The organism is Arcticibacter sp. MXS-1 (assembly GCF_041902385.1).
Lineage (GTDB): Bacteria > Bacteroidota > Bacteroidia > Sphingobacteriales > Sphingobacteriaceae > Arcticibacter.
On sequence record NZ_CP169244.1, the window covers coordinates 667093 to 688541 of the forward strand.

At 47.0% G+C, this 21449-nt stretch carries 16 protein-coding genes and 2 pseudogenes; 10 read left to right on the forward strand and 8 right to left on the reverse strand.

Going from position 1 to position 21449, the window contains the following annotated elements; translation table 11 throughout:
• Positions 1 to 33: 33 nt before the first annotated feature.
• Together ACES2C_RS02815 and ACES2C_RS02820 are read right to left on the reverse strand one after the other, a co-directional pair.
• Positions 34 to 1332, reverse strand: a complete 1299-nt coding sequence (locus tag ACES2C_RS02815; protein ID WP_374165504.1) for a flavin monoamine oxidase family protein — start codon at positions 1330 to 1332, stop codon at positions 34 to 36.
• A 423-nt stretch (positions 1333 to 1755) separates the two neighbouring features.
• Positions 1756 to 3047 (reverse strand): annotated as a pseudogene (locus tag ACES2C_RS02820) (DUF4861 domain-containing protein).
• A 189-nt stretch (positions 3048 to 3236) separates the two neighbouring features.
• Between ACES2C_RS02820 and ACES2C_RS02825 the strand changes: the two are divergent.
• Both ACES2C_RS02825 and pruA read left to right on the forward strand, forming a co-directional pair.
• Positions 3237 to 4240, forward strand: a pseudogene (locus ACES2C_RS02825) (pectinesterase family protein).
• 227 nt (positions 4241 to 4467) lie between these two features.
• Positions 4468 to 6102 (forward strand): L-glutamate gamma-semialdehyde dehydrogenase, encoded by a 1635-nt coding sequence (gene pruA / locus ACES2C_RS02830; protein WP_374165505.1) that lies wholly within the window; start codon positions 4468 to 4470, stop codon positions 6100 to 6102.
• Positions 6103 to 6287: 185 nt separating this feature from the next.
• Here the strand turns inward: pruA and treF are convergent, their stop codons facing one another.
• Complete coding sequence (gene treF / locus ACES2C_RS02835) at positions 6288 to 7901, reverse strand: alpha,alpha-trehalase TreF (protein ID WP_374165506.1); 1614 nt, start codon at positions 7899 to 7901, stop codon at positions 6288 to 6290.
• A gap of 135 nt (positions 7902 to 8036) precedes the next feature.
• Here treF and ACES2C_RS02840 point away from each other — a divergent pair, with 135 nt between their 5' ends.
• Entirely contained in the window at positions 8037 to 8633 is a 597-nt protein-coding gene (locus ACES2C_RS02840; protein WP_374165507.1) for a YceI family protein, read from the forward strand.
• 35 nt (positions 8634 to 8668) lie between these two features.
• On the opposite strand, the gene ACES2C_RS02845 is transcribed toward ACES2C_RS02840, so the two are convergent.
• Positions 8669 to 9442, reverse strand: a complete 774-nt coding sequence (locus ACES2C_RS02845) for an MBL fold metallo-hydrolase (protein ID WP_374165508.1) — start codon at positions 9440 to 9442, stop codon at positions 8669 to 8671.
• A gap of 95 nt (positions 9443 to 9537) precedes the next feature.
• Between ACES2C_RS02845 and recJ the strand changes: the two genes are divergently transcribed.
• The 3 genes from recJ to ACES2C_RS02860 are packed head-to-tail and all read left to right on the forward strand — an operon-like array spanning position 9538 to position 13521.
• A complete protein-coding gene (recJ, locus tag ACES2C_RS02850) occupies positions 9538 to 11238 on the forward strand; it encodes a single-stranded-DNA-specific exonuclease RecJ (RefSeq protein ID WP_374165509.1) in 1701 nt (566 codons plus the stop codon).
• A gap of 10 nt (positions 11239 to 11248) precedes the next feature.
• Complete coding sequence (gene lptB / locus ACES2C_RS02855) at positions 11249 to 12001, forward strand: LPS export ABC transporter ATP-binding protein (RefSeq protein ID WP_374165510.1); 753 nt, start codon at positions 11249 to 11251, stop codon at positions 11999 to 12001.
• Entirely contained in the window at positions 11998 to 13521 is a 1524-nt protein-coding gene (locus ACES2C_RS02860; protein WP_374165511.1) for a GH3 auxin-responsive promoter family protein, read from the forward strand. The genes lptB and ACES2C_RS02860 overlap by 4 nt, the downstream gene beginning before the upstream one ends.
• 28 nt (positions 13522 to 13549) lie before the next feature.
• On the opposite strand, the gene ACES2C_RS02865 is transcribed toward ACES2C_RS02860, so the two are convergent.
• From ACES2C_RS02865 to murB, 4 genes are all read right to left on the reverse strand, one after another.
• On the reverse strand, positions 13550 to 14605 hold the full coding sequence (locus tag ACES2C_RS02865; protein WP_374165512.1) for a TerC family protein: 1056 nt from the start codon (positions 14603 to 14605) through the stop codon (positions 13550 to 13552).
• 1 nt (position 14606) lies between these two features.
• The gene (locus ACES2C_RS02870) at positions 14607 to 15578 is read right to left on the reverse strand and encodes a polyprenyl synthetase family protein (RefSeq protein ID WP_374165513.1); all 972 of its coding nucleotides are present in this window, start codon (positions 15576 to 15578) and stop codon (positions 14607 to 14609) included.
• 167 nt (positions 15579 to 15745) lie between these two features.
• Positions 15746 to 16285 (reverse strand): sigma-70 family RNA polymerase sigma factor, encoded by a 540-nt coding sequence (locus tag ACES2C_RS02875; RefSeq protein WP_374165514.1) that lies wholly within the window; start codon positions 16283 to 16285, stop codon positions 15746 to 15748.
• Between the two features lie 169 nt (positions 16286 to 16454).
• Complete coding sequence (murB, locus tag ACES2C_RS02880) at positions 16455 to 17471, reverse strand: UDP-N-acetylmuramate dehydrogenase (protein WP_374165515.1); 1017 nt, start codon at positions 17469 to 17471, stop codon at positions 16455 to 16457.
• A gap of 125 nt (positions 17472 to 17596) precedes the next feature.
• Here murB and ACES2C_RS02885 point away from each other — a divergent pair, with 125 nt between their 5' ends.
• The 4 genes from ACES2C_RS02885 (at position 17597) to ACES2C_RS02900 (ending at position 21426) form a co-directional block, all read left to right on the forward strand.
• Positions 17597 to 18214, forward strand: coding sequence for a TetR/AcrR family transcriptional regulator (locus ACES2C_RS02885; RefSeq protein ID WP_374165516.1), 618 nt, complete (start codon positions 17597 to 17599; stop codon positions 18212 to 18214).
• A 104-nt stretch (positions 18215 to 18318) separates the two neighbouring features.
• Positions 18319 to 18948, forward strand: coding sequence for a TetR/AcrR family transcriptional regulator (locus ACES2C_RS02890; RefSeq protein WP_374165517.1), 630 nt, complete (start codon positions 18319 to 18321; stop codon positions 18946 to 18948).
• 88 nt (positions 18949 to 19036) lie between these two features.
• The gene (locus ACES2C_RS02895) at positions 19037 to 20362 is read left to right on the forward strand and encodes a TolC family protein (RefSeq protein WP_374165518.1); all 1326 of its coding nucleotides are present in this window, start codon (positions 19037 to 19039) and stop codon (positions 20360 to 20362) included.
• The gene (locus tag ACES2C_RS02900; RefSeq protein ID WP_374165519.1) at positions 20362 to 21426 is read left to right on the forward strand and encodes an efflux RND transporter periplasmic adaptor subunit; all 1065 of its coding nucleotides are present in this window, start codon (positions 20362 to 20364) and stop codon (positions 21424 to 21426) included. The genes ACES2C_RS02895 and ACES2C_RS02900 overlap by 1 nt, the downstream gene beginning before the upstream one ends.
• Positions 21427 to 21449: the final 23 nt, after the last annotated feature.

Sequence of the window (21449 nt, forward strand, 5' to 3'; positions counted from 1 at the left end):
ATAATATCTAGCTTAATCAAAGCAGGCTCAGGCTCAATTGCTGTCGGATGTTTCGTATTTGAGACTTTCATCCAGCAGATGCCCGGCACTGGCAAGGGCGGCTTCAACTGTTCCCCCGTATCTGCCCTCGTACGCCGCTTCCCCCGCGAAGAAAAGTGTGCCTTCTACAGGTGAAGCGAGTATTTCAGACGGCCGCGGCACAGCAACGGTAGGATAAGTATAGGCTCCGTTACTGAAGGGATTTGCCGCCCAGTTTCCTACCTTCCAGGCCAGCAGGTGGGACCGTATTTCGGTGGAAGGCATTCCAAGAATGGAGGCCAGCGAAGTCACCGCTAGTTCCAAAATGGTCTCATCTGGCGCACCGCTGTACTCTCCTACAGCTGGCCCTGCCATCCAGCCCGTCAGAACAGGCACCTGCGAAGGGCTCTGCGTCCACCAGGTAGGGAATACTCCCTTAGAAAAGATAAAGCCGGCATTTGTTCCTGTCTTCGCTTCCCAGAATGCATCTCCGAAGCGCAGAATAATTTTAATAACAGGACCAACTCCCATATCCTGCACCGCGTCGAATCTGGAAGGCAGCGGAGGGTAGAACAGAATAGAAGCAGGAGCGTCCTCCTTTAATTGCAGCACCCCTGCTGGCACGGTCACAATTACTTTTTCTGCCCCGAAACGCCTGCCATCCGCGGTCAACACCTCTGCAAAGCCGGGCCGCCAGTTCACTTCCTTCACTACCGAGTTGTAATGAATCTCGCAGCCGTAGAGAAGACACTCTCCTTCCAGGAAAGAAACCACTCGTCCATATCCTCCATCTACGCGGTACTGCTCATCTTCTTCCATCTCCCATTCTCTGAAGAGCGCCATCGCACTGGCCGCAGAAGGGTCGGCTGCGTCAAAGCCTTTCGCAAAGTTTTCCACCGCGTCCCTTAAATTCTGGTATTTGTCATCTCCGAAGTACAGGGAAAGGAATTCACGTAAGCTCATGTCTTCCTCCAGGGCTCCGAGACGATCCATCACGGCAGGCCAGTCGATATCCTCATCCCCGGTCTGATCTATTTTGCCTCCAGTCATTTTCACACTTCGTCCCTCTATTGCCCGGTATCCAACTCCTGCTTCCTTGAGGAGCGCCAGCGTGAGCGGCAGTTTTCCATGAATAAATTCAGCCCCCAACATGACAGGGCCTGGAAAGCTGGCATCCTCCAGGTCTGCAATCCTTCCGCCAGGGCGTTCGGCCGCTTCAAGGATCACAACATTTTTAAAAGCTTTCGTAAACTTTCGGCCTGCCGCTAGTCCGGCTATCCCGGCGCCGATGATCAATATATCAGAGTGAGACATAGGATGGGTCCTCCTTCCTTATAAACAAGAAAGAAAGGCAAGTAGTTTTGTAAGGAAAGTCGCTTTCAAACTATTTGCGGCTTATACCCGCCCGGCGATGGCGGGAGCAGAACGGACCTTGCTGCGACTTGCACCGCCGTTTGTCTGCATGTCCTGTACCTGATACTCGTATCATGGTCCTAAAAAAGATACTTCAACACTTGACAGCAGCCTCGTTCCAGCCAGAATGGAGCCACGATAAAGCCACCTTTTACATACAAAATGTGGCTTTACAGTGGTCCAATGGGCGATGAGAAAGCGGCGGACGGAATGCCAGAAGAGGCACTGACACGAGCCTGATGTGCAGGAGATGGCTGAGTAGCAAGGCACCGATGCGTGTCAGGAACCATGCGTCTGCACGCTTAATTAAAAATGGTCATTCTTTTACCAGCTAATGGTCAGGGGCTGTCCGTATTTGGCGGCCTCCTGCTGAATGAAGCTGCTGAAGTCTTTTTCGCTTGAAAAGCGCCGGTCGCTTCTTTCCCAGCCTGAATAAAAACGAAATTGCGAAGGCGCAGCAGGCGATAGCTTCATGCCTACATAATACGTATTCCTTACATCTGTACCTTCGTTCGGAGTAGTACCAATACCGTCGCAGAACAGGGAAGGCGTGAGAACGGCCATTCCAAGATGATCCTTATTTTCAGATTGAACGTCGAACGTGTAAATGCCCTGAACTCCATGGCCTGCTAGCGGGACAGACTTCTTACTGTTGAGATTCACGATTCCTGTTACGAGCTTAGCTTCGGCCGGAGCGTTGCGTACGGTAATCCTGCTTTCATAAAAATACTGCCCCCCCAGATACTGATCTCCTCGGTAAGGTCGAGCAAATTGCCATTGCCGAGCGCATTCCAGCGCGGGTAGTGCATGCGGAACAGCGCTCTCACTGGTCCGTCAGCCAGCTTCTCGTAGAAAACCGGTCCCATATTCTGACCTCCCAGTCGGATCAGCGAGTCTCTTTTGCCCGGCACAGGCATGGATAAGGCCAGCGAACCTGCTCCGAGTGACTTTCCTACGGCGAGAATATCCATGCCCCAGCTGTCGAGGTGGTGATAACTAACGGAAGGATCTGCGCCAACCTGATCAAGCACCATCTTTGGAGTAGTCTTTCCCCAGATATCTTTGGTATTTCTCTGGTCAAAGTAAATACGAAAACCAACTTTGTCATTCTCCCATGCAGGCCCTTCTGTCAGAAATGGTGGCAGCTTCTGCTTACTGAAGTCAGTACTCGGTTGCCCCGCCGGAATGCTGTCGCGCTCCAGGGAAGGCCCGAACATATCATCCTGCAATTTACGCTTATGCCGTACATGCGCCCGAACTAGTGCTTTGCCCGCCATACGGCTGACCAAAGAAAGCTGAAACCCTGCTTTTTCCCTGGGCTTGAATGAGTATAAAAAGACGGCTTCATCCCACTTATCATCGCGGTTCAGATCGTCAAATTGCAAAATAACCGGCACATTGGCGCCGGTCTTTAAACTAATATAGCGCCCCCTGGCAATTTCTCCCAGCTTTTGTTCGAGTTGCTCCCTCTTCAGGACTACCAGTTCATCGGTCCTTACAATGGATGAGGGGTTTGAAATGAAGATCTGTTTCGGTTTTTGCGCTACAGAAACAGCTGGCAATACGGGCAGAAACAAGAAACTGAATTTTAAAAGTGCTTCCATTGTAAATTCCATAGATCGGCATTTAAGTGCAGGTGAATTTGAGCAATGCTTGACTGATCGGTAAATATGTGAATTTATCTTTCAACAGGAAGTAAAAAAATCGCTATCAAAAGCAGCTTAGCCCGGGCAATGCATTCTAACACGCAGACAACCTTCCTGCCATATAACAACTTGTCCTATTTTCGTTAATATTGCAGCATCATGAACAAGAATTATCTTTTTACTATTTTCCTTTTCTTATTTGCATTTAAGGCAATAGCTCAAGAAAAATACCCGCCGGTTCTTACGGTGGCACAGGATGGCAGCGGAAATTATAAAACAATACAGGAAGCGGTCAACTCAGTGAGAGACCTGGGCAAGGAGCGGGTGGTGATCCACGTCAGGAAAGGCATTTATCATGAGAAAGTGATTGTCCCGAGCTGGAAAACAAATATCACATTGATCGGAGAAAGCGCGGAGAACACCATTATTACCGGCAATGATTATTCAGGTAAAGCAGTAGCAGATGGGAAAGATGCTTACGGATTAAGCAAACTTTCAACCTATACTTCCTATACCGTTTTGATCCAGGGCAATGATGTGCGACTTGGAAACCTGACCATCGAGAACACTGCAGGCCGGGTTGGGCAGGCTGTGGCACTGCACGTGGAAGGCGACCGGGCAATTGTCAGGAATTGCAGGATCCTTGGCAACCAGGACACGCTATATACCTCTAAATCGGACAGCAGGCAGTTTTACGAAAACTGCTTTATTGAAGGTACTACTGACTTCATCTTCGGCGAGGCCACCTGCGTATTTCGCGGTTGCACAATCAAAAGCCTTAGCGACTCATACATTACAGCCTCAGCCCAGAGAGAGGGGCAGAGGTTCGGCTATGTATTCTTCGACTGCAAGCTGGTAGCCGATACGGCGGTAAAAAAGTATACCTGGGCAGACCATGGCGCCCCTACGCGAAGACTGTATTTATACGAACCGAGATGGGCCCGCACATTCTGCCCGAGGGCTGGAATCCCTGGAAGGGTGATAAAATGTTCCCTGACAAGGAGAAGACCGCCTACTACGCCGAATACCAGAGCAAAGGGCCTGGAGCTGTGCCGAACAAGCGGGTAAGCTGGTCTAAACAGCTTACGGCCAATGAAGCAAAAACATACTCGCTAAAGAACATCTTTGGAAGCATTAAAGGCTGGCTTCCTGAGGAAAAGTAAGTGCAGGACGTCATACCGCTCGGGCCTGAAGGGAAAATGCCGAATTCAAAAGGAATGACATTAAAGGGCAGCATCTCCAGCGAACGGATTTTCAGAGCGACCGAAGCGCACATGTATGCTTTGAGCAGTGGCAGACGGGGACCGGCTTCACATCGGGAAGCTATAGCGCTGGTTAGGGATTTAAGGAAGATATTTATTGGTTATCTTTGTATCTTATACTTTGAACTATGACAAAGGGATTTTTTAATGTACCTGTGCCGGTAAACGAACCGGTGTTATCTTACGCACCGGGTACCCGGGAACGCTCCTTATTGAAAGAGGCTATTTCTACCGCATATTCTGAGCAAGCTGACATTCCAATGTACATTGGGGGAAAAGAAGTTCGTACAGGCAGGAAAGTAGAAATAAGACCGCCGCATAACCACCAGCATGTGATCGGCTGGTACCACCAGGGCGACAAGAGTCATGTTGAAGAAGCGATCCGCTCAGCGCTTGCAGCGAAAGAAGCGTGGGAAGCCCTGGCATGGGAACAACGTGCTGCGGTATTCCTGAAGGCGGCCGACCTGATTGCAGGGCCTTACCGTTATAAGATCAATGCGGCCACCATGCTGGGACAATCAAAAAATGCATATCAGGCAGAAATTGATTCGGCGTGCGAGCTGGTTGACTTCCTTCGCTTCAACGTGAAGTACATGGCCGAGATCTATGGGCAGCAGCCGCCCGTGTCGCCTTCAGGAAGCTGGAACCGTGTAGAACAACGTCCGCTTGAAGGATTTGTCTTTGCCCTTACCCCCTTCAACTTTACCGCTATTTCAGGAAACCTTCCTGCGTCGGCCGCGCTGATGGGCAATGTAGTGGTATGGAAGCCATCTAATGCCCAGATTTACTCAGCAAGAGTGATCATGGAGGTATTTCAGGAGGCTGGCCTCCCTGCCGGAGTCATTAACCTGGTATATGTTTCGGGGCCTGAAGCGGGAGACGTCATATTTAACCATCCTGATTTCTCGGGAATTCACTTTACCGGCTCTACATCTGTATTTCAGGATATCTGGAAGACCATCGGAAACAACATCCATAAGTACAAGAGTTACCCCCGTATCGTGGGCGAGACTGGCGGAAAGGATTATATTCTGGTACATCAGTCTGCGGACCTGAAAGTGGCCAGCACGGCAATTGTAAGAGGTGCTTTTGAATATCAGGGACAAAAGTGTTCAGCTGCTTCCCGCGTTTATATCGCGCAGTCAGTATGGCCGGAAGTGAGGGAAATGATACTCGCTGACCTGAAAACAATGAAGGTGGGGCCTGTGGAGGACTTTGGCAACTTTATTAACGCGGTGATAGACGAAAAGTCGTTCAACAAGCTATCCAGTGCTATTGATGCTGCAAAAGCTGATGACAGGCTGGAGGTGATCGCAGGCGGGAACTACGACAAATCAAAGGGCTATTTTATTGAACCCACTATTATCGTGACCCGCGATCCCTATTACGTGACCATGTGCGAGGAACTTTTCGGTCCTGTGCTGACCGTACACGTGTACGAAGACGAGGAATTTGACAAGACACTGGAAGTGATCGACAAGACTTCAATCTATGCCCTGACAGGAGCTGTCATTGCAACAGATCGCTATGTCATTGAAAAAGCTACTTATGCGCTAAGGAACTCTGCCGGCAACTTCTACATCAATGACAAATGTACAGGAGCAGTTGTGGGACAGCAGCCGTTTGGCGGAGCAAGAGGGTCGGGTACGAATGACAAGGCCGGATCGATGATCAACCTGCTCAGATGGGTTTCTCCAAGGACGATAAAGGAGACCCTTTCTCCGGCAAAAGATTACCGCTATCCGTTCCACGAGGAAGACTGATTTACTATTACCACAAGGGAAGAGGGCATGCCATAACCAGGCCTGCCCTTTTTTATGTTCGGAATAGGTTAAAGCCCTGATTTTTCTGCAGCACCTGGCCGTCCTATTCAAATGACCGTATTTTATACTAGCTCAGCACTCAAAGGCCAATGCGATCATTTCCTCAGCCTGATATTTAAATCTGTTTAATTTCCGGAGGCAAGCTTCGTCCTCAGCAGTTTAAGCAGTACGCCGTTTGTCCAGCCGAAGCCATCCTGGTTAGGATATTCCCCTCCCCCTGCCTGGATCGTGCTGTCAGCTACATTGTACTTTTCAAGCAGCTTACCGGTTTTTTCAAAAACCCGAACGTTCAGCCTGCACCAGCGTGTGGCGATCTCTCCTGCCAGCATCTCCTTTCTGTAATTGCGAAGCCCGCTGACCGCGATCCACTGGAGCGGAGCCCAGCCATTAGGAGCATCCCATTGCTGCCCCGTTCTTTTCAGCGTGGTAACAAGGCCTCCTGATTTGAGAAATTGCTGCTGCAACACTTGAGAGACTGTGTCGGCCTGCCCCTGACTAGCCAGGTTAAAGTAGAGAGGATACATTCCGGCAAGAGTCAGGGCCGGGGTTTGCCTGCTGTTTTTCCAGTCATAGTCTTTGAACCAGCCGCTACGCGGATCCCAGCAAAGCCGAAGGATTGCGTCTCTCCTTTTCCGCATCTGTGTCTTCATATATTCCTGGGCTTTCTTATCGCCCTCGTGCCCATAAGCTTCTGCCAGCAACTGTTCCAAATGGTAAAGCAGGCAATTGAGATCGACCGGAATAATATCTGTCGTATGAATAGTCTTAAGAGTACTGCCATCGGCAAACCACCGGCTGCTATAATCCCAGCCAGACTCAGCTCCCGAACGGAGATGCCGGTAGACCTCAGCTCTGTTCCTCTTGCTTTCTACAGCCGTGCCGATGTCTTCGTTATATGCTTCCTCTCTGGGCCAGTCACCCTTATCGAAATAACGGTTCAATACTGTTCCATCGGGTAATCTCACCACATGGTTAGACGCCTGCTGCGTATTATTGCCACTATCCATCCAAAAACGATACTCCTTTTCAAGCGCATCCCGGTTGGCCTTTAAAATCGAATCTGCCTTTGTTTTTTTACTTTCAATCAGCAGTCTGATCATCAGGGAAAAGAACGGAGGCTGCGATCGGGTGAGGTAGTATGTCCGGTTGCCGTTAGGGATAAAGCCGTAGGTGCGGATCAGGAAGGCAAAGTTGTTCACCATATTTTCAATCAGGTCTGTACGGCCGCTCTCCTGCAATCCCAACATGGTAAAGTAAGAGTCCCAGTAGTAAATCTCTCTGAACCGGCCACCGGGCACCACGTAAGAATATGGCAGACCGATCAGCGAGGAGTACTGCCTGTACTTGTCGGGAGTGCGGGTAAGAACGTCCCACAGCTCATTGATATGAACCTCCACTCCTGCCGTTCTGTTGGTCTTGTAATCGTTGCCAGCATGCTCAGGCACCTCAAAATTAGCTTCAACAAAATCACGGAGACTAAAGCCCTGCGAAGATTTCTGCTTTCGGTAGTCCTCCAGAATCTCGCCCGGCTCCCTTCTGGGAGTACAGTCGGTAAAAGTCTTGCTATCCTCAAAGATCCGCGACGACTGAACCGCCTCAAAAAGTCCGGGAAAAAGATCACGGGGCGAACTCTGTTTGATCTGCGACTGCTCTTTACACGAGAACGAGGTGACAAGTAAAAGAAGAACTACCAGCACTCTCATGCGAAATTTTAAAACCCTCGGTATATCCACTCTCATATGGGTATGAACACTAGACAAGAGCAAGAAGTTTAAAGAAAGAGCCAGCTGCGATTGTCATAGTTATGAAAAATATCCGTTTAAACATCTTTCCTTCAAAGGAACATCTACCTTTGCAGTAGTAAAACTCAAAACATGAAAATCAAATCATTATTTTTATTAGCAGCATTAGCTGTATTTGCAGCATTTAAACCAGCCGTTCAAACAGAGACATTCACAATCGACACGCAAAGATCATCAATTGAGTGGGTAGGGAGCAAGGTAACAGGGAAACATAACGGAACCGTAAAACTATCTTCAGGAAGCCTAGCCTTCTCAGGGCAAAAACTTCAGGGCGGATCTTTTACTACTGACATGACCACTCTTAAAGTCTTGGACCTCCAGGGAGAATATGCCCAAAAACTGGAAGGACACCTTAAAAACGACGACTTTTTTGGAGTGGAAAAGTTTCCGACTTCCGCCTTTAACATTACCAGGGTTACAATGAAAGGTAAAGATCAGGCAACTATCACGGGCAATCTTACTATTAAAGGAATAACGCATCCGGTGACATTTCCGGCAGTAGTAAAAAGACAAGGGAATGCCGTAGTTGCAGTGGCAAAAGGTGTTAAAATTGACCGTACGAAATATGACGTTAAATACGGGTCGAACAGCATCTTCGGCGGACTGGGCGACAAAGCCATCGATGACGAATTCATCCTCGATATCAACCTGGCCGGCAAGAAAAGCTAGGAAGGCGAAAAGCAGAAGGCAGAAAGCGAATGCGCTTAGCTTTCTGCTTTTACCCTGAATGCTCCATCTTCGTACTCTACTCTTCCCATTGCCTCGCTTTTGGCATGGTAAAAAAGACACAGCCAGTTCTCCCGGGCTGCAAGCTGACCAAACTCCTCGCGTAGCTCCATTGAACGAGCTCCATCGTAATCATATTTCGCCTTGAATTTCCGGAGCAACTGCTCGGGCTCAGGCAAAATGTCTCCTCCGAAAAAGCACTTCTCCTCACCTGCTGTGATCAGAAACACCTGATGATAGGGACAATGCCCTCCTGTGACTTCGTAGCTGATCTGTTCGTTTAGCTGACCATTCCCTTCAATGAAATGGATACTTCCGCTCCGCTGAACCACGTCAAAAATATCAGTGTGATAAGAACTGGACTGGCTGCTGTACGCTGTTTCCCACTCATTACGGTTGATAACATACTCGGCATTGGGGAAGGATAGCTCCATCGTGCCGTTATTGTCACAGATCATTCCCGCAGCATGATCAAAATGCAGATGAGACATCAGCACCATATCAACATCTTGCGGCTCATACCCTGCCTTTCTGATATTTTCATGAATGATCAGCTTACCCTCTTCATTTTTATAGCCCAGCCCCGTATCGAGAACCAGGAGGGAGCTGCCTGTGTCAATTAAAAAAGGCTGCACGTATACGAACAGCGAAGCCGGACGATCTTTCGGATTGTGTATAGCAGGATCAAAAGGGATGAACTTTTTTGTCTTATCAACCGAATACGAGCCTTCAAAAAGAGGATATACTTTCACGTCAAAAATACAGTTTGGTAATGAGTCACTTACAAAGAATGAACGGGTAAATAACAGATTTAGTAGTATATTTACCCATTAACCTAAACAAAGATATGCAAAAAAGGTGGGTAGAAAATGAAGTAACAGACCGGAAGGCTGTAGAGGAACTGGAACATCTGTTAAACATAGATGAAGTACTCGCTGTGCTCCTGGTTAACCGTGGAATCACTTCATTTGATGCCGCCCGCTCGTTCTTCAGGCCCGAACTCTCAGAATTGCATGATCCTTTCCTGATGAAAAACATGGATCAGGCTATTGAGCGTATTGAAAAAGCGTTTATGGCTAAAGAGAAGATCCTGATTTACGGAGACTACGACGTAGACGGGACAACAGCGGTCGCTTTGGCATATCATTTCTTCAGCAAGTATCATTATTCGATCGAATACTATATCCCCGACCGGTACAAGGAAGGATACGGGATTTCTACAGAAGGCATTGACTATGCTGCAGCGCATGGTGTATCGCTGATCATTGCCCTTGACTGCGGAATCAAGTCCGCTGACAAGATTGCGTATGCCAATAGCCTCCATATAGATTTTATTATCTGCGATCACCACTTGCCGGGCGACGACATACCTGCAGCTGTGGCTGTATTAGACCCGAAGCAACCGGGATGCAGCTATCCTTACAAAGAGCTGTCGGGATGCGGAATCGGGTTTAAGCTTATTCAGGCCTTTGCACAAAAGAACGACATCTCTTTTGACAGCATCTGTTGCTACCTCGATCTGGTGGCAGTGAGCATTGCTTCAGACATCGTGCCGGTAACAGGAGAAAACAGGGTACTTGCCTGGCATGGTTTGAAGCGGCTAAATGAAGCGCCCTGCCATGGCTTGTCGGCTCTGATGGAGATTAGCGGCAAGAAAAACTACACGATATCCGATATCGTCTTCACCATCGGACCGCGGATCAATGCGTCGGGCCGCATTGACGATGCAAAGCATTCTGTCAGCCTGCTTTTGGCAGCGACCCGGGAGACGGCTAAAAATCAAAGTCTCCTGATTGACCTTAAGAATTCTGAGCGGAAGGAACACGACACCTCTATAACAGAGCAGGCACTCGCAATGATTGAAGGGGATCCTCTTTTAACGAGCCGGAAGACCACTGTGGTTTACAATGAAAGCTGGCATAAGGGAGTGATCGGTATTGTGGCCTCCAGGCTTACAGAAAAGTATTACCGCCCGACCATTGTGCTGACACAGTCGAATGGCCATGTGGCTGGCTCTGCCAGGTCGGTAAGCGGCTTTGACCTGTACGAAGCGCTATGCGGATGCAGCGACCTGCTTGAACAGTTTGGAGGACATAAGTACGCCGCAGGCTTAACGTTAAAGCCCGAGAATATTCCCGCCCTGCAGCAGAGATTCGAAGAGATCGTTTCGCAGACTATTCCTGACCAGCTTCTGATCCAGGAGATCAGAATTGACTCGGAGCTCAACCTCGGCCGGATCAACGGGAAGTTCTTTCGCATCCTCAATCAGTTCGCCCCTTTCGGCCCGCAAAATCAGACCCCTGTATTTCTCAGCAAAAACGTGTACGTTTGTGGGGCAGCATCGATTGTGGGCAGCAATCATATTAAGATGACGGTCAGACAGGAGGGATCTCCCGCTTTCGACTGCATCGGCTTTGGCCTGGGTGAGCAATTGCCGCTGGTACAAAAAGGCCTGCCTTTTGATATATGCTATACTATTGAAGAAAACGTTTGGAAGGATAAGCGCTCGGTTCAATTAAACATTAAAGGAATCAGAGCTGGCTTATAAGCAATAACACATGATACTTAGAGCAGAACATCTTGTAAAGAAATACAAACAAAGGACGGTTGTAAACGACGTGTCTTTTCACGTGGAACAGGGCGAAATTGTTGGACTGCTCGGTCCGAACGGTGCTGGGAAGACCACCTCTTTCTACATGATCGTGGGGCTGATCAAGCCCAACGAGGGCCATGTATATCTGGAATCGGAGGACATTACTGCAGATCCTATGTACCGCCGCGCACAGAAAGGCATTGGTTACCTGGCGCAGGAAGCATCGGTATTCCGGAAGCTGAGCGTAGAAGACAACATTCTTGCTGTTCTCGAGATGTCAAACCTGAAGAAAAACGAACAAAAAGAGAAGCTGGAGGAGCTGTTAAGTGAGTTCAGTCTGCACCGGGTAAGAAAAAACAGAGGCGACCTGCTTTCCGGAGGAGAACGCAGAAGGACCGAAATTGCACGGGCCCTGGCTGCGAACCCTAATTTCATTTTACTGGATGAACCATTCGCAGGTGTGGACCCTATTGCAGTGGAAGAAATCCAATCGATTGTAGCTAAACTCAAGAACCGGAACATTGGAATTCTGATAACAGACCACAACGTTCAGGAAACGCTTTCCATCACTGACCGCGCATACCTGCTTACAGAAGGAAAAATCATGCTCACGGGCACCCCATCTGAAATTGCCAGTAACGAAATGGCCCGCAAGTTTTATCTGGGCCAGCATTTCGAACTCCGACAAAAGAAATTCAGCAACACTTCGGCGTCATGACATTTGTAAACTCGATTTTCACCTGGTTCATGAAGAAAAGAATGCACCAGATAGAATTATTTGTCAAATACCCCCATGACGTGCAGGATGAAGTGTTCCGTAATTTGATTGCGTCGGCGCGTAATACCGAATGGGGAAAACTCCATAATTACGACTCGATCTTCAATCAGGAGCAGTTTAAACAGCACGTACCCGTTCAGACATACGATACGCTGAAACCGTATATTGAACGGATGATGAAGGGGGAACAAAATATCCTCTGGAGCTCTGAGATTAACTGGTTTGCTAAGTCGTCGGGAACTACCAACGACAGAAGCAAATTTATCCCTGTTAGTGCTGAGTCGCTGGAGGAGTGTCATTTCAAGGGCGGCAAGGATATGCTGTCCATTTACTGCAACAACAAGCCCGACTCGCTCATCTTCACCGGTAAATCACTGGCTCTCGGCGGGAGCCATCAGGTTAACAGCCTCAATGAAAGTATCCACTATGGCGACCTTTCGGCCGTGCTTATCAAGAACCTTCCCTTCTGGGCGGAGTTTTATCGCACGCCTGATATGTCCATTACCCTGATGGACAATTATGAGGAGAAGATTGAAAAGATGGCCCGTGCCACCATGGAGGTCAACGTGACGAGTATTTCGGGAGTTCCGACCTGGACGGTCGTGCTGGCTAAGCGCCTTCTGGAAATAAGCGGGAAGAAGGATCTTCTGGAGATTTGGCCTAATTTAGAACTATACATTCACGGCGCGGTAAAGTTTACGCCGTACCGCGAACAGTTCAGGAAGCTGATCCCCTCCGACTCCATGTATTATCTCGAAACCTATAATGCATCCGAAGGATTCTTCGGGATTCAGGATCTCTCCAACTCCGAAGAAATGCTTCTCATGCTCGATTACGGGATATTCTACGAGTTCCTGCCAATGGAACATTTTGGAGAAGACAATCCTAAAACCCTCGGCCTGGCCGACGTAGAGCTCAACAAGAACTACGCGCTGATTATATCAACCAACGGGGGAATGTGGCGGTATATGATTGGCGATACGATACGCTTCACCTCACTATCGCCCTACCGTATTCAGATCACGGGCAGAACAAAGCACTTTATAAATGCCTTTGGAGAGGAGCTTATTGTTGACAATGCGGAGAAGGCCCTTACAAAAGCTTGTGCAGAGACCGGGGCAATTATCCGGGATTATACCGCTTGTCCGATCTACTTCAATGAAGACGAGGCGGGCGGGCATGAGTGGATCATTGAATTTGAGCAGCAGCCGTCAAACATTGAAGCCTTTACCGACATCATGGACGACGCATTAAGGGAGTTGAATTCAGATTATGACGCCAAGCGCTTCAAAGACATGGCGTTAAGACGACCGGTGGTCCATATTGCACAGGAAGGCACGTTTTATAACTGGCTGAAGGGCAGGGGCAAATTGGGAGGCCAGCATAAAGTACCGCGCCTGGCCAACGAACGTCAGTACGTCGACCAGATCCTTGCCATGATGAAGACAAACGGCTTTTAGCAAAGGGAAGCACCGAGATGCTTCCTTTTTACTTATGAGCTCTTACCCGCTTCCTGGGAAATGCTAAGGAAGCAACTACACTCGTGGTAAGGATAAATACGATTATCAGCAGGGAGTGGGTAGTGGTGAAACCCCAGGCCTTCAGCCAGTCATGTGCCAGCATTTTAATCCCGATAAAGACAAGTAAGAATGCGAGTCCTACCTTCAGATAGTGAAACTTGTGAATAATGTTCACCAGCAGAAAGAACATCGATCTCAAACCTAGAATGGCGAAAATATTCGAAAAGAAAACTATATAAGGATCTTTGGTGACGGCGAAGATGGCCGGAATTGAATCTACAGCAAAGATGAGGTCGGTAAATTCGATGATTAACAGGACCAGGAACAGAGGCGTAATATACTTTTTACCGTTTTTCTTCACGAAGAACCTGTTTCCGGCGAACTGCGGATAGATCGAAAAATACCGGGAGGCAAACTTGGTTACCTTATGATTCTCCGGATCTATCTTCTCTTCCTGATTTCTGTTCACGAACATCATAATGCCCGTATAAACCAGGAAGGCACCAAAAAGATAAAGGATCCAGGTAAACTGGTTAATGAGGGTAGCTCCGAGGAAAATAAACAGGAAACGCATTAAAACTGCGCCTACTATCCCCCAGAAAAGCACTCTGTGATAATATTTGGGCTCCACAGAGAAGGCACTGAATATCAGGACCATTACAAAGATATTATCAACAGAAAGAGCATATTCAATGAGATACCCGGTAAGAAACTCAAGTCCAAGATTCTGCCGGTAAGTCTGCAAACTTCCTGCAAAATCGGAAGGATTAAGCTGAATATTATGAAGATGCTTTTTCGTAATAAACGCCAGCCTGTCAAAATTTTCTATCCCGTGCAGCTTATGGCCTTCTGTTAACAAGAGAAAATAAAATCCGATGGCAAAAGAGACCCAGACGGCACTCATTATGGCCGCTTCCTTTAAGCTGACAGCATGGTCCTTCTTGTTAAAAAGACCAAGGTCAATAGAGAGCATCAGGATTATAAATAAAATAAATCCTCCAAAAAATATTACTTCGCTTGACATCTTATTTTTTTCGTTCCGTGGTGAACCGTACTAATTTTTCCAGGCCATGCCTGGCTTCGTTCTCGGGGAACTGCCTGAGTATCTCGAATGCTTCGTCCTGAAAACGCAGCATCTGCATCTCAGCGTAGGCCAATCCTCCGGTATTCTTTACAAAATGAATGATTTCGGAAACCTTTTCAGTGTCCTCGTTGTGGTTTTTAACCAAATTAATGATTCGTTGTTTTTCTCTGGTAGATACTTTACTGAGTGCGTAGATTAATGGCAGGGTCATCTTCTTTTCTTTGATATCAATACCAAGAGGTTTCCCTACGTCGTCGGTGCCAAAGTCAAAGAGATCATCTTTAATCTGGAAGGCCATGCCCGTCTTTTCTCCAAAAAGCCTCATACGAGCAACGGTTTCTTTATCTGCGCCTGCCGAAGCGGCTCCACATGCACAGCATGAGGCAATAAGCGTGGCTGTCTTCTGCCTGATCACCTCATAATAGACATCGGCACTAATGTCCAGTCTTCTGGCCTTCTCCATTTGAAGCAACTCCCCCTCGCTCATCTCCCTCATGGTGTCGGAAATGATCTTCAGCAGGTTAAAATCGTCGTTATTAAGCGCTACCAGAAGGCCGGTGGCAAGAAGATAATCGCCTACCAGAACTGCAACTTTATTTTTCCATAGGGCGTTGACCGAAAAGAAGCCTCTTCGCTCGCTTGAGTTGTCGACAACATCGTCATGTACAAGTGTGGCAGTGTGGATTAACTCGACAAAAGTAGCCGCCCTATAAGTTGCCTCGGCAATCCCTCCACAGAGACTGGCGGAAAAAAAGACAAACATCGGTCGGATTTGCTTTCCCTTTCGCTTCACTATGTAGTGAGTTATACGATCGAGAAGCGGAACCGAGCTTTTCATAGAAGATTTGAACTTCTCTTCGAAATCGTCAAGCTCGCGTTCTATCGGTTTTTTAATCTCGTCAAGTTTAAGCATGTAGTCCCCGGGAGGCGTACTTACATTGTACGGCCTATGCTACAAACATAATCGAAAATTTCCAGCTTTGAAAGCCGGGTCGGGGGGATTAAAAAGAATGGAAGCCAAAAAAAGCCCCGGGCGGGCACCCGGTGGCTTAAGTATGATGAGTTTAGAAAAGGGGCTGATTAGTCGAGCTCTGCGTATACAGGCTTTTTAACACCGTTGTCGTATGGCTTCAGGCTCTTCTTGAGCAGCTTACGTGCAACGTGGATCCTGGTTTTTACTGTACCGATTGGAATAGCGAGATAATCGGCGATCTCGTGGTATTTATGACCTTCGAAGTACATACTGAAAGGAACATAATATTCTTCGGGAAGCTTGCCAAGCGCAAGTTTAATGTCGTCCATTACAAATTTTGATTCGCCCTGATTCTTTGTAGAGCTGAACACAAGGTTAGCAGAGGATATCTCATCAGATTTGGTCACAAAAGAACTGATCTTAACAAAACGGCGGTAGTTGTTGATGAATGTGTTTTTCATAATCGTGTACAACCAGCCTTTAAGATTAGTACCTTCTTTGAACTTATTATAATAGGTAATAGCCTTCAACAGAGTATCCTGAACCAGATCATTTGCATCATCTGCATCGTGTGTAAAATGTAGAGCATACATCTTAAGTGAACTAGCCTGACGCATAACCATTGTGTTGAATTCGATCTTAGTCATCTTTAAAGGATTTTAAGGGTGATTGTTACATTATTTGTTTAAGCAATCAGTTTGTTTTTCATAAACGAACTTGCTTAGAACGTTGCAACAACTATGCTAAATCCCCGAAATGACTACAACAATGGTAAGAAAGGGCGAAAAATTAATACAGATTTAACTTCAAAGGCAGCTAAATGATGTTCACTTCCCGCTCAAGTGTCACTCCGAACCGCTGGTTTACATCGGCGATAATCTGCGATGAAAGAGCATAAAGTTCTGATCCTGTAGCATTTCCATAATTAACAATAACTAGAGCCTGATTTTTCCAAGTGCCTGCATCATTATTTTTTCTGTCTTTCCACCCGCACTGTTCAATCAACCATCCGGCGGCTAGTTTTACTGTACTATTTGGTAGACAAAAGTGTACTATGTCTGGAAAAGCAGACTGTAGCTGTCCGAATTGTTCTTCAGAGATCACCGGATTCTTGAAAAAGCTCCCGGCGTTACCGATAGTTCCGGGATCGGGCAACTTCGCCACGCGGATAGAAGAAACAACTTCAGAAATTTCCTTTATGCCTGGATGCTCAATACCGCGCCTCTGAAGCTCCTGAACAATGGCTCCATAACTCGTATTAAGAGAGGGGGCAGTAGACAGTTTAAACGTGACTTCGGTGATGATCCCCTTCCCTTTTAAATCCCTTTTAAAAACACTATCACGATAATCAAAGCGACAGTCATCTTTGTAAAAAACCTTGATCTGTCCGGTAGAGACATCGAAAAACCGGCAGGAATAGAACACATCCTTTACTTCCACGCCATAGGCGCCGATGTTTTGAACCGGTGAGGCGCCAACGGATCCCGGAATTAAACTGAGGTTTTCGACGCCGGCAAAACCTCGCTCAACACAGTACTGAACGAACGTATTCCAAACCTCTCCTGCTCCTGCAGTGACAAATACCTGATTGTCTTCTATCGTTGACTTTAGGCCCTTTATGCCTATTTTCACAACCAGCCCTTCGTAGTCACGTGTGAACAGGATATTGCTGCCCCCTCCCAGCACCAGGCGGGGCACAGTCCGCCATCTTTCGTTTGAGAAGAGCTGAAATAAATCCTCTTCCGAGTTAATTTCAACGAACCAGCGCGCCTTTGCTTCTACTCCGAACGTATTGAATTGCCTTAAGGAAACATTCTCCGTTATTTGCAGCATCTTAAGAATTTTTACGTGGCGAATTTCGTATTTTAAAAACTACTATCTGTAATAAAATTAAAACAGATCAGCACAATCAGTATTTTACAAGGGCTTAAAAGAAAATAAAACTATATTTTTGACTAGTGGAAAACCAGGACAAAAAGAAAGAACTGATCATTGATGCTGCGCTAAAACGCTTTGCCCATTTTGGACTATCCAAAACTACCATGACAGAGATCGCCAATGATCTCTCATTATCAAAGGCACTCTTATATTATTATTTTCCAGACAAAATAAGCCTGTATTGCGCTGTCCTTGGCTCTATTATAAGCTCGATGGATAGGGAACTGAAAAGAGGAACTGCAAGCAGCGGAAACAGCCAGGAAGCCCTTGCCTTATTCCTTCAGAAAAGAGGCGACTTTATCAGCAAATATTACAACCTCTTAGACTTCACAAAAATTACCGGCACAGACCTTCCTGAAGAACTTACTTCTATGTTTAGAAAAGCTAAACAGTCTGAAATAGGAATTATTACCGCGATACTCGAGAAAGGAGTCCGTACTGGCGAACTACAAGTCAGCGACCCGCAGCAAACGGCCTTGTTGTTAATGGATGCTTTGGGCGGTATCGTATTCAACGAACTGAAAACTCACGCCCGGCCATTCTTTCCGGAAAAGGAACAATTTGACATAATTCTCAAACGACAACAGAAGCTAGGTCAGATCTTCCTTAATGGCTTGAAACATTGGCAGGAAGCTTAAGACCGCTTCATTTCGTCTATTTTCCCACTTTTTTCAACTTTTCTTGTCATTGTAAGTTTTTGGTCCTAGTTTTGACTAAATTATTAAAAAAGTCAAAATCTAGAATGAGTGAAACTGATAAGAAAAGGGAACAGATTATTGAAAGTGCAATCAGGCGCTTTTCTCATTTTGGTATTCAGAAGACGACCATGAACGAGATAGCGGACGATATAGCTGTGACGCAGCCGTCACTTTACTACTACTTCCCCGACAAGATCAGCCTGATCGTAGCAGTAGTAGAAAAGATCTCCAGCGATTATTTTAATGCGCTGGAAGAGCGGCTAACCACTGCTTCAGGTTTGAAGGAGGCCTTCTTTATCATCATCGACTTCCGGCGGGACTTCCTGAAGAAGTTCTTTATGATGCACCTCACCGACTCGTCGGCCGACGCTATTGTCAGGGTCAATTGTGCGGAAACCCTTCAAAACGCCCGACTGCAAGAGATACAAATTGTTGCATCAGTAATTAAAGCGGCCCTGATAGCAGGAGAAGTAAGCACATCTGACCCCGAGAAGATGAGTGCTCTGTTCCTTGATTCGCTTACAGGCCTCACACAATGGGTGATTTCAAGAGCAGAAAAGAGCATTTTTCCGGAAAGCGCGCAACTTGAGATGATCGTTAAAAGACAAAGGGAACTTGCAGATGTCTTTTTGCGCGGCTTAAGCTCAGACGATAAAAAGACATGCAAAGTGTAACCTGACCGAGTTCTCAAACTCAAACTACAGTTATAAAGAATTAGTAATAGCAATGACTCAATTAAAACATAAACTCCTAACACTATCAATGGTTCTTTTTGTCCTGATTGGACAAAAAGCCACTGCGCAGACAGGACCTCTGACTCTTAAAGATGCCTTGAACTACGCACTCAAGTATAGCGAAACAGTTAAAAAGGCCAGGCTTGATATTGAAGCGGGAAAAGCGAAGACCACCGAAGCGCGGTCGCAGGCCCTGCCACAAATTACAGGATCGGGCAGCATTTCAGACAACCTGATTATCCAGAAAACGCCTCTCCCCGGAGAAATTCTTGGCCGTCCCGGTGAATACGTTCTTGTTGCATTCTCACAAAAATACAATACCTCTGCTCAGGTACAGCTTAGCCAGCAGCTATTTAACCAGTCGGTATTTACCGGTTTGAAAGCTGCCAAGGCTGGTGAGGAATACTACAACCTGGCGACAGGGTTAAGTGAGGAAAACATCCTCCAGCAGGTAGCCGCTGCCTATTATCAGCTTCTGGTGACACGCGAAAAGATGGCGGTATTAGATTCAAATATTAATACTCTTGAGAAATCCCAGAAGATCATTACAAATCAGTTCTCAAACGGGCTTGCAAGGAAGATTGATGTTGACAGAATTAAGGTAAGCCTCACGAATTCTCAAATTCAGAGGCTCGAGCTGTCCAACGCCCTGACGCAGCAGGAAAATCTTTTAAAGTTCTATATGGGCATGCCCATTGAAACGAAGCTCGACATTCCGCAGACGGAGTTAAATAAGATAGCTACTTCGGCCTCTGCCCTTGCCGAGGAATTAAACATTGAAAATTTAAAGGAGTATCAGTTGCTAAGAAAACAGGAACAGCTCCTGGGGTATCAGAGGGACGCCCGGAAGGCTGAGTACATCCCTAAGCTGTCTTTCAATACCAACTTTCTTTACACTGGTTTCGGAAACAAATTTGACATGTTCAAAAATGATGGCAGCACGCTATGGGCGAAGGCCTCAGCAATCACAGTCAATTTAAGTGTTCCTATTTTCGATGGCTTCGCCCGCAGATCAAGAGTAAAACAAGCCGAGATTGACGTGCTTAAAGCCAGAGAAGATATCAGAAATACGACTCAGTCGCTTAAGATGGCGAATGATAATGCAAGAAGGCAAATTGAAAACAGCGTGAAGACGATCAACGAGCAGAAAGAGAATATGCGGCTGGCACAGGAGGTGTATACCAGTACGCAGAACAATTACAATAACGGGCTAGCTACCCTCACCGACCTCCTGGATGCTGAAAACTCACTTGTAACTGCACAAAACAGCTACACTCAGGCTCTCTTAAACTATAAACTTGCCGAAATACAATTATTGAAATCTAACGGGAACATTAAATCACTATTAAACTAATGAAAAAGGGAACTATTATAACAGTAATTTCAGTCATCGTCGCATTGGTTCTGATCGGCTGGATACTGCAAAACAATAAAAAGAAAAATCAGGCAAAAACAGCCATTGTTGCTGAGGGAAGCTCCGGGGCGGTGGCCGTAAAAACAGAGACAGCAAAAAAGAGCGATATAGATCTTGACTTCACCGCAAATGGAACATTTGAAGCGAACCAGGACCTCAGTCTGCTTGCTGAAAATTCCGGAAGAGTAACACGAATTTCAGTCGACGAAGGAGACCGGGTTTCCAAAGGACAAGTGGTGGCTAGGATCGATGACGAGCTGCTGGAAGTTGAAACTCAGGCGGCTCAGGCAAACTACCAGAACGCACTCAGGGATGTTGAACGTTACGAAAGCTCATTCAAGACGGGAGGTGTCACCCAGCAGCAGGTGGACGCGCAGCGTCTCAATCTGAGAAACGCACAGGCGCGCTTACAGACAGCCAAAAGAAAGGCAAGCGACGCAGATATTAAGGCGCCTATATCAGGAGTGATCAATAAGAGACTGATTGAAAAAGGTTCCTACGTATCTCCCGGCACTCAGCTGTTCGAGATTGTCGATCTATCGAAGTTAAAGCTGAAAGTGACCGCCAACGAAGCCCAGGTTGTTAACCTGAAAGTGGGCGATCAGGTGAAGATCACGTCGAATGTTTTCCCTGACCGTAGTTTTAGTGGCCGCATCAGTTTCATTGCAGCAAAGGCTGATGCAAACCTCAACTTCCCGGTGGAAGTACAGGTGTCTAACAATACGGGAAATCAGCTGAAGGCCGGCATGTACGGCACTGCCACATTCGATCTGCCGGCACAACAACCCATGATAACAGTACCGAGGACAGCATTCGCGGGAAGTGTTAACAGCAATAAGGTCTATGTGCTGGAGAAAAATACTGCGCGGGAGCGCAACGTAACAGCAGGCCGGATAATAGGGGATCGCGTAGAAATATTAAAGGGTCTGGCTGAAGGAGATATCGTGATTACGAGCGGACAAGTGAACCTGGTAGACGGGTCGCAGGTTCAGGCTGTAAAATAAAGGAAGCATGCAGGAGTTATCCT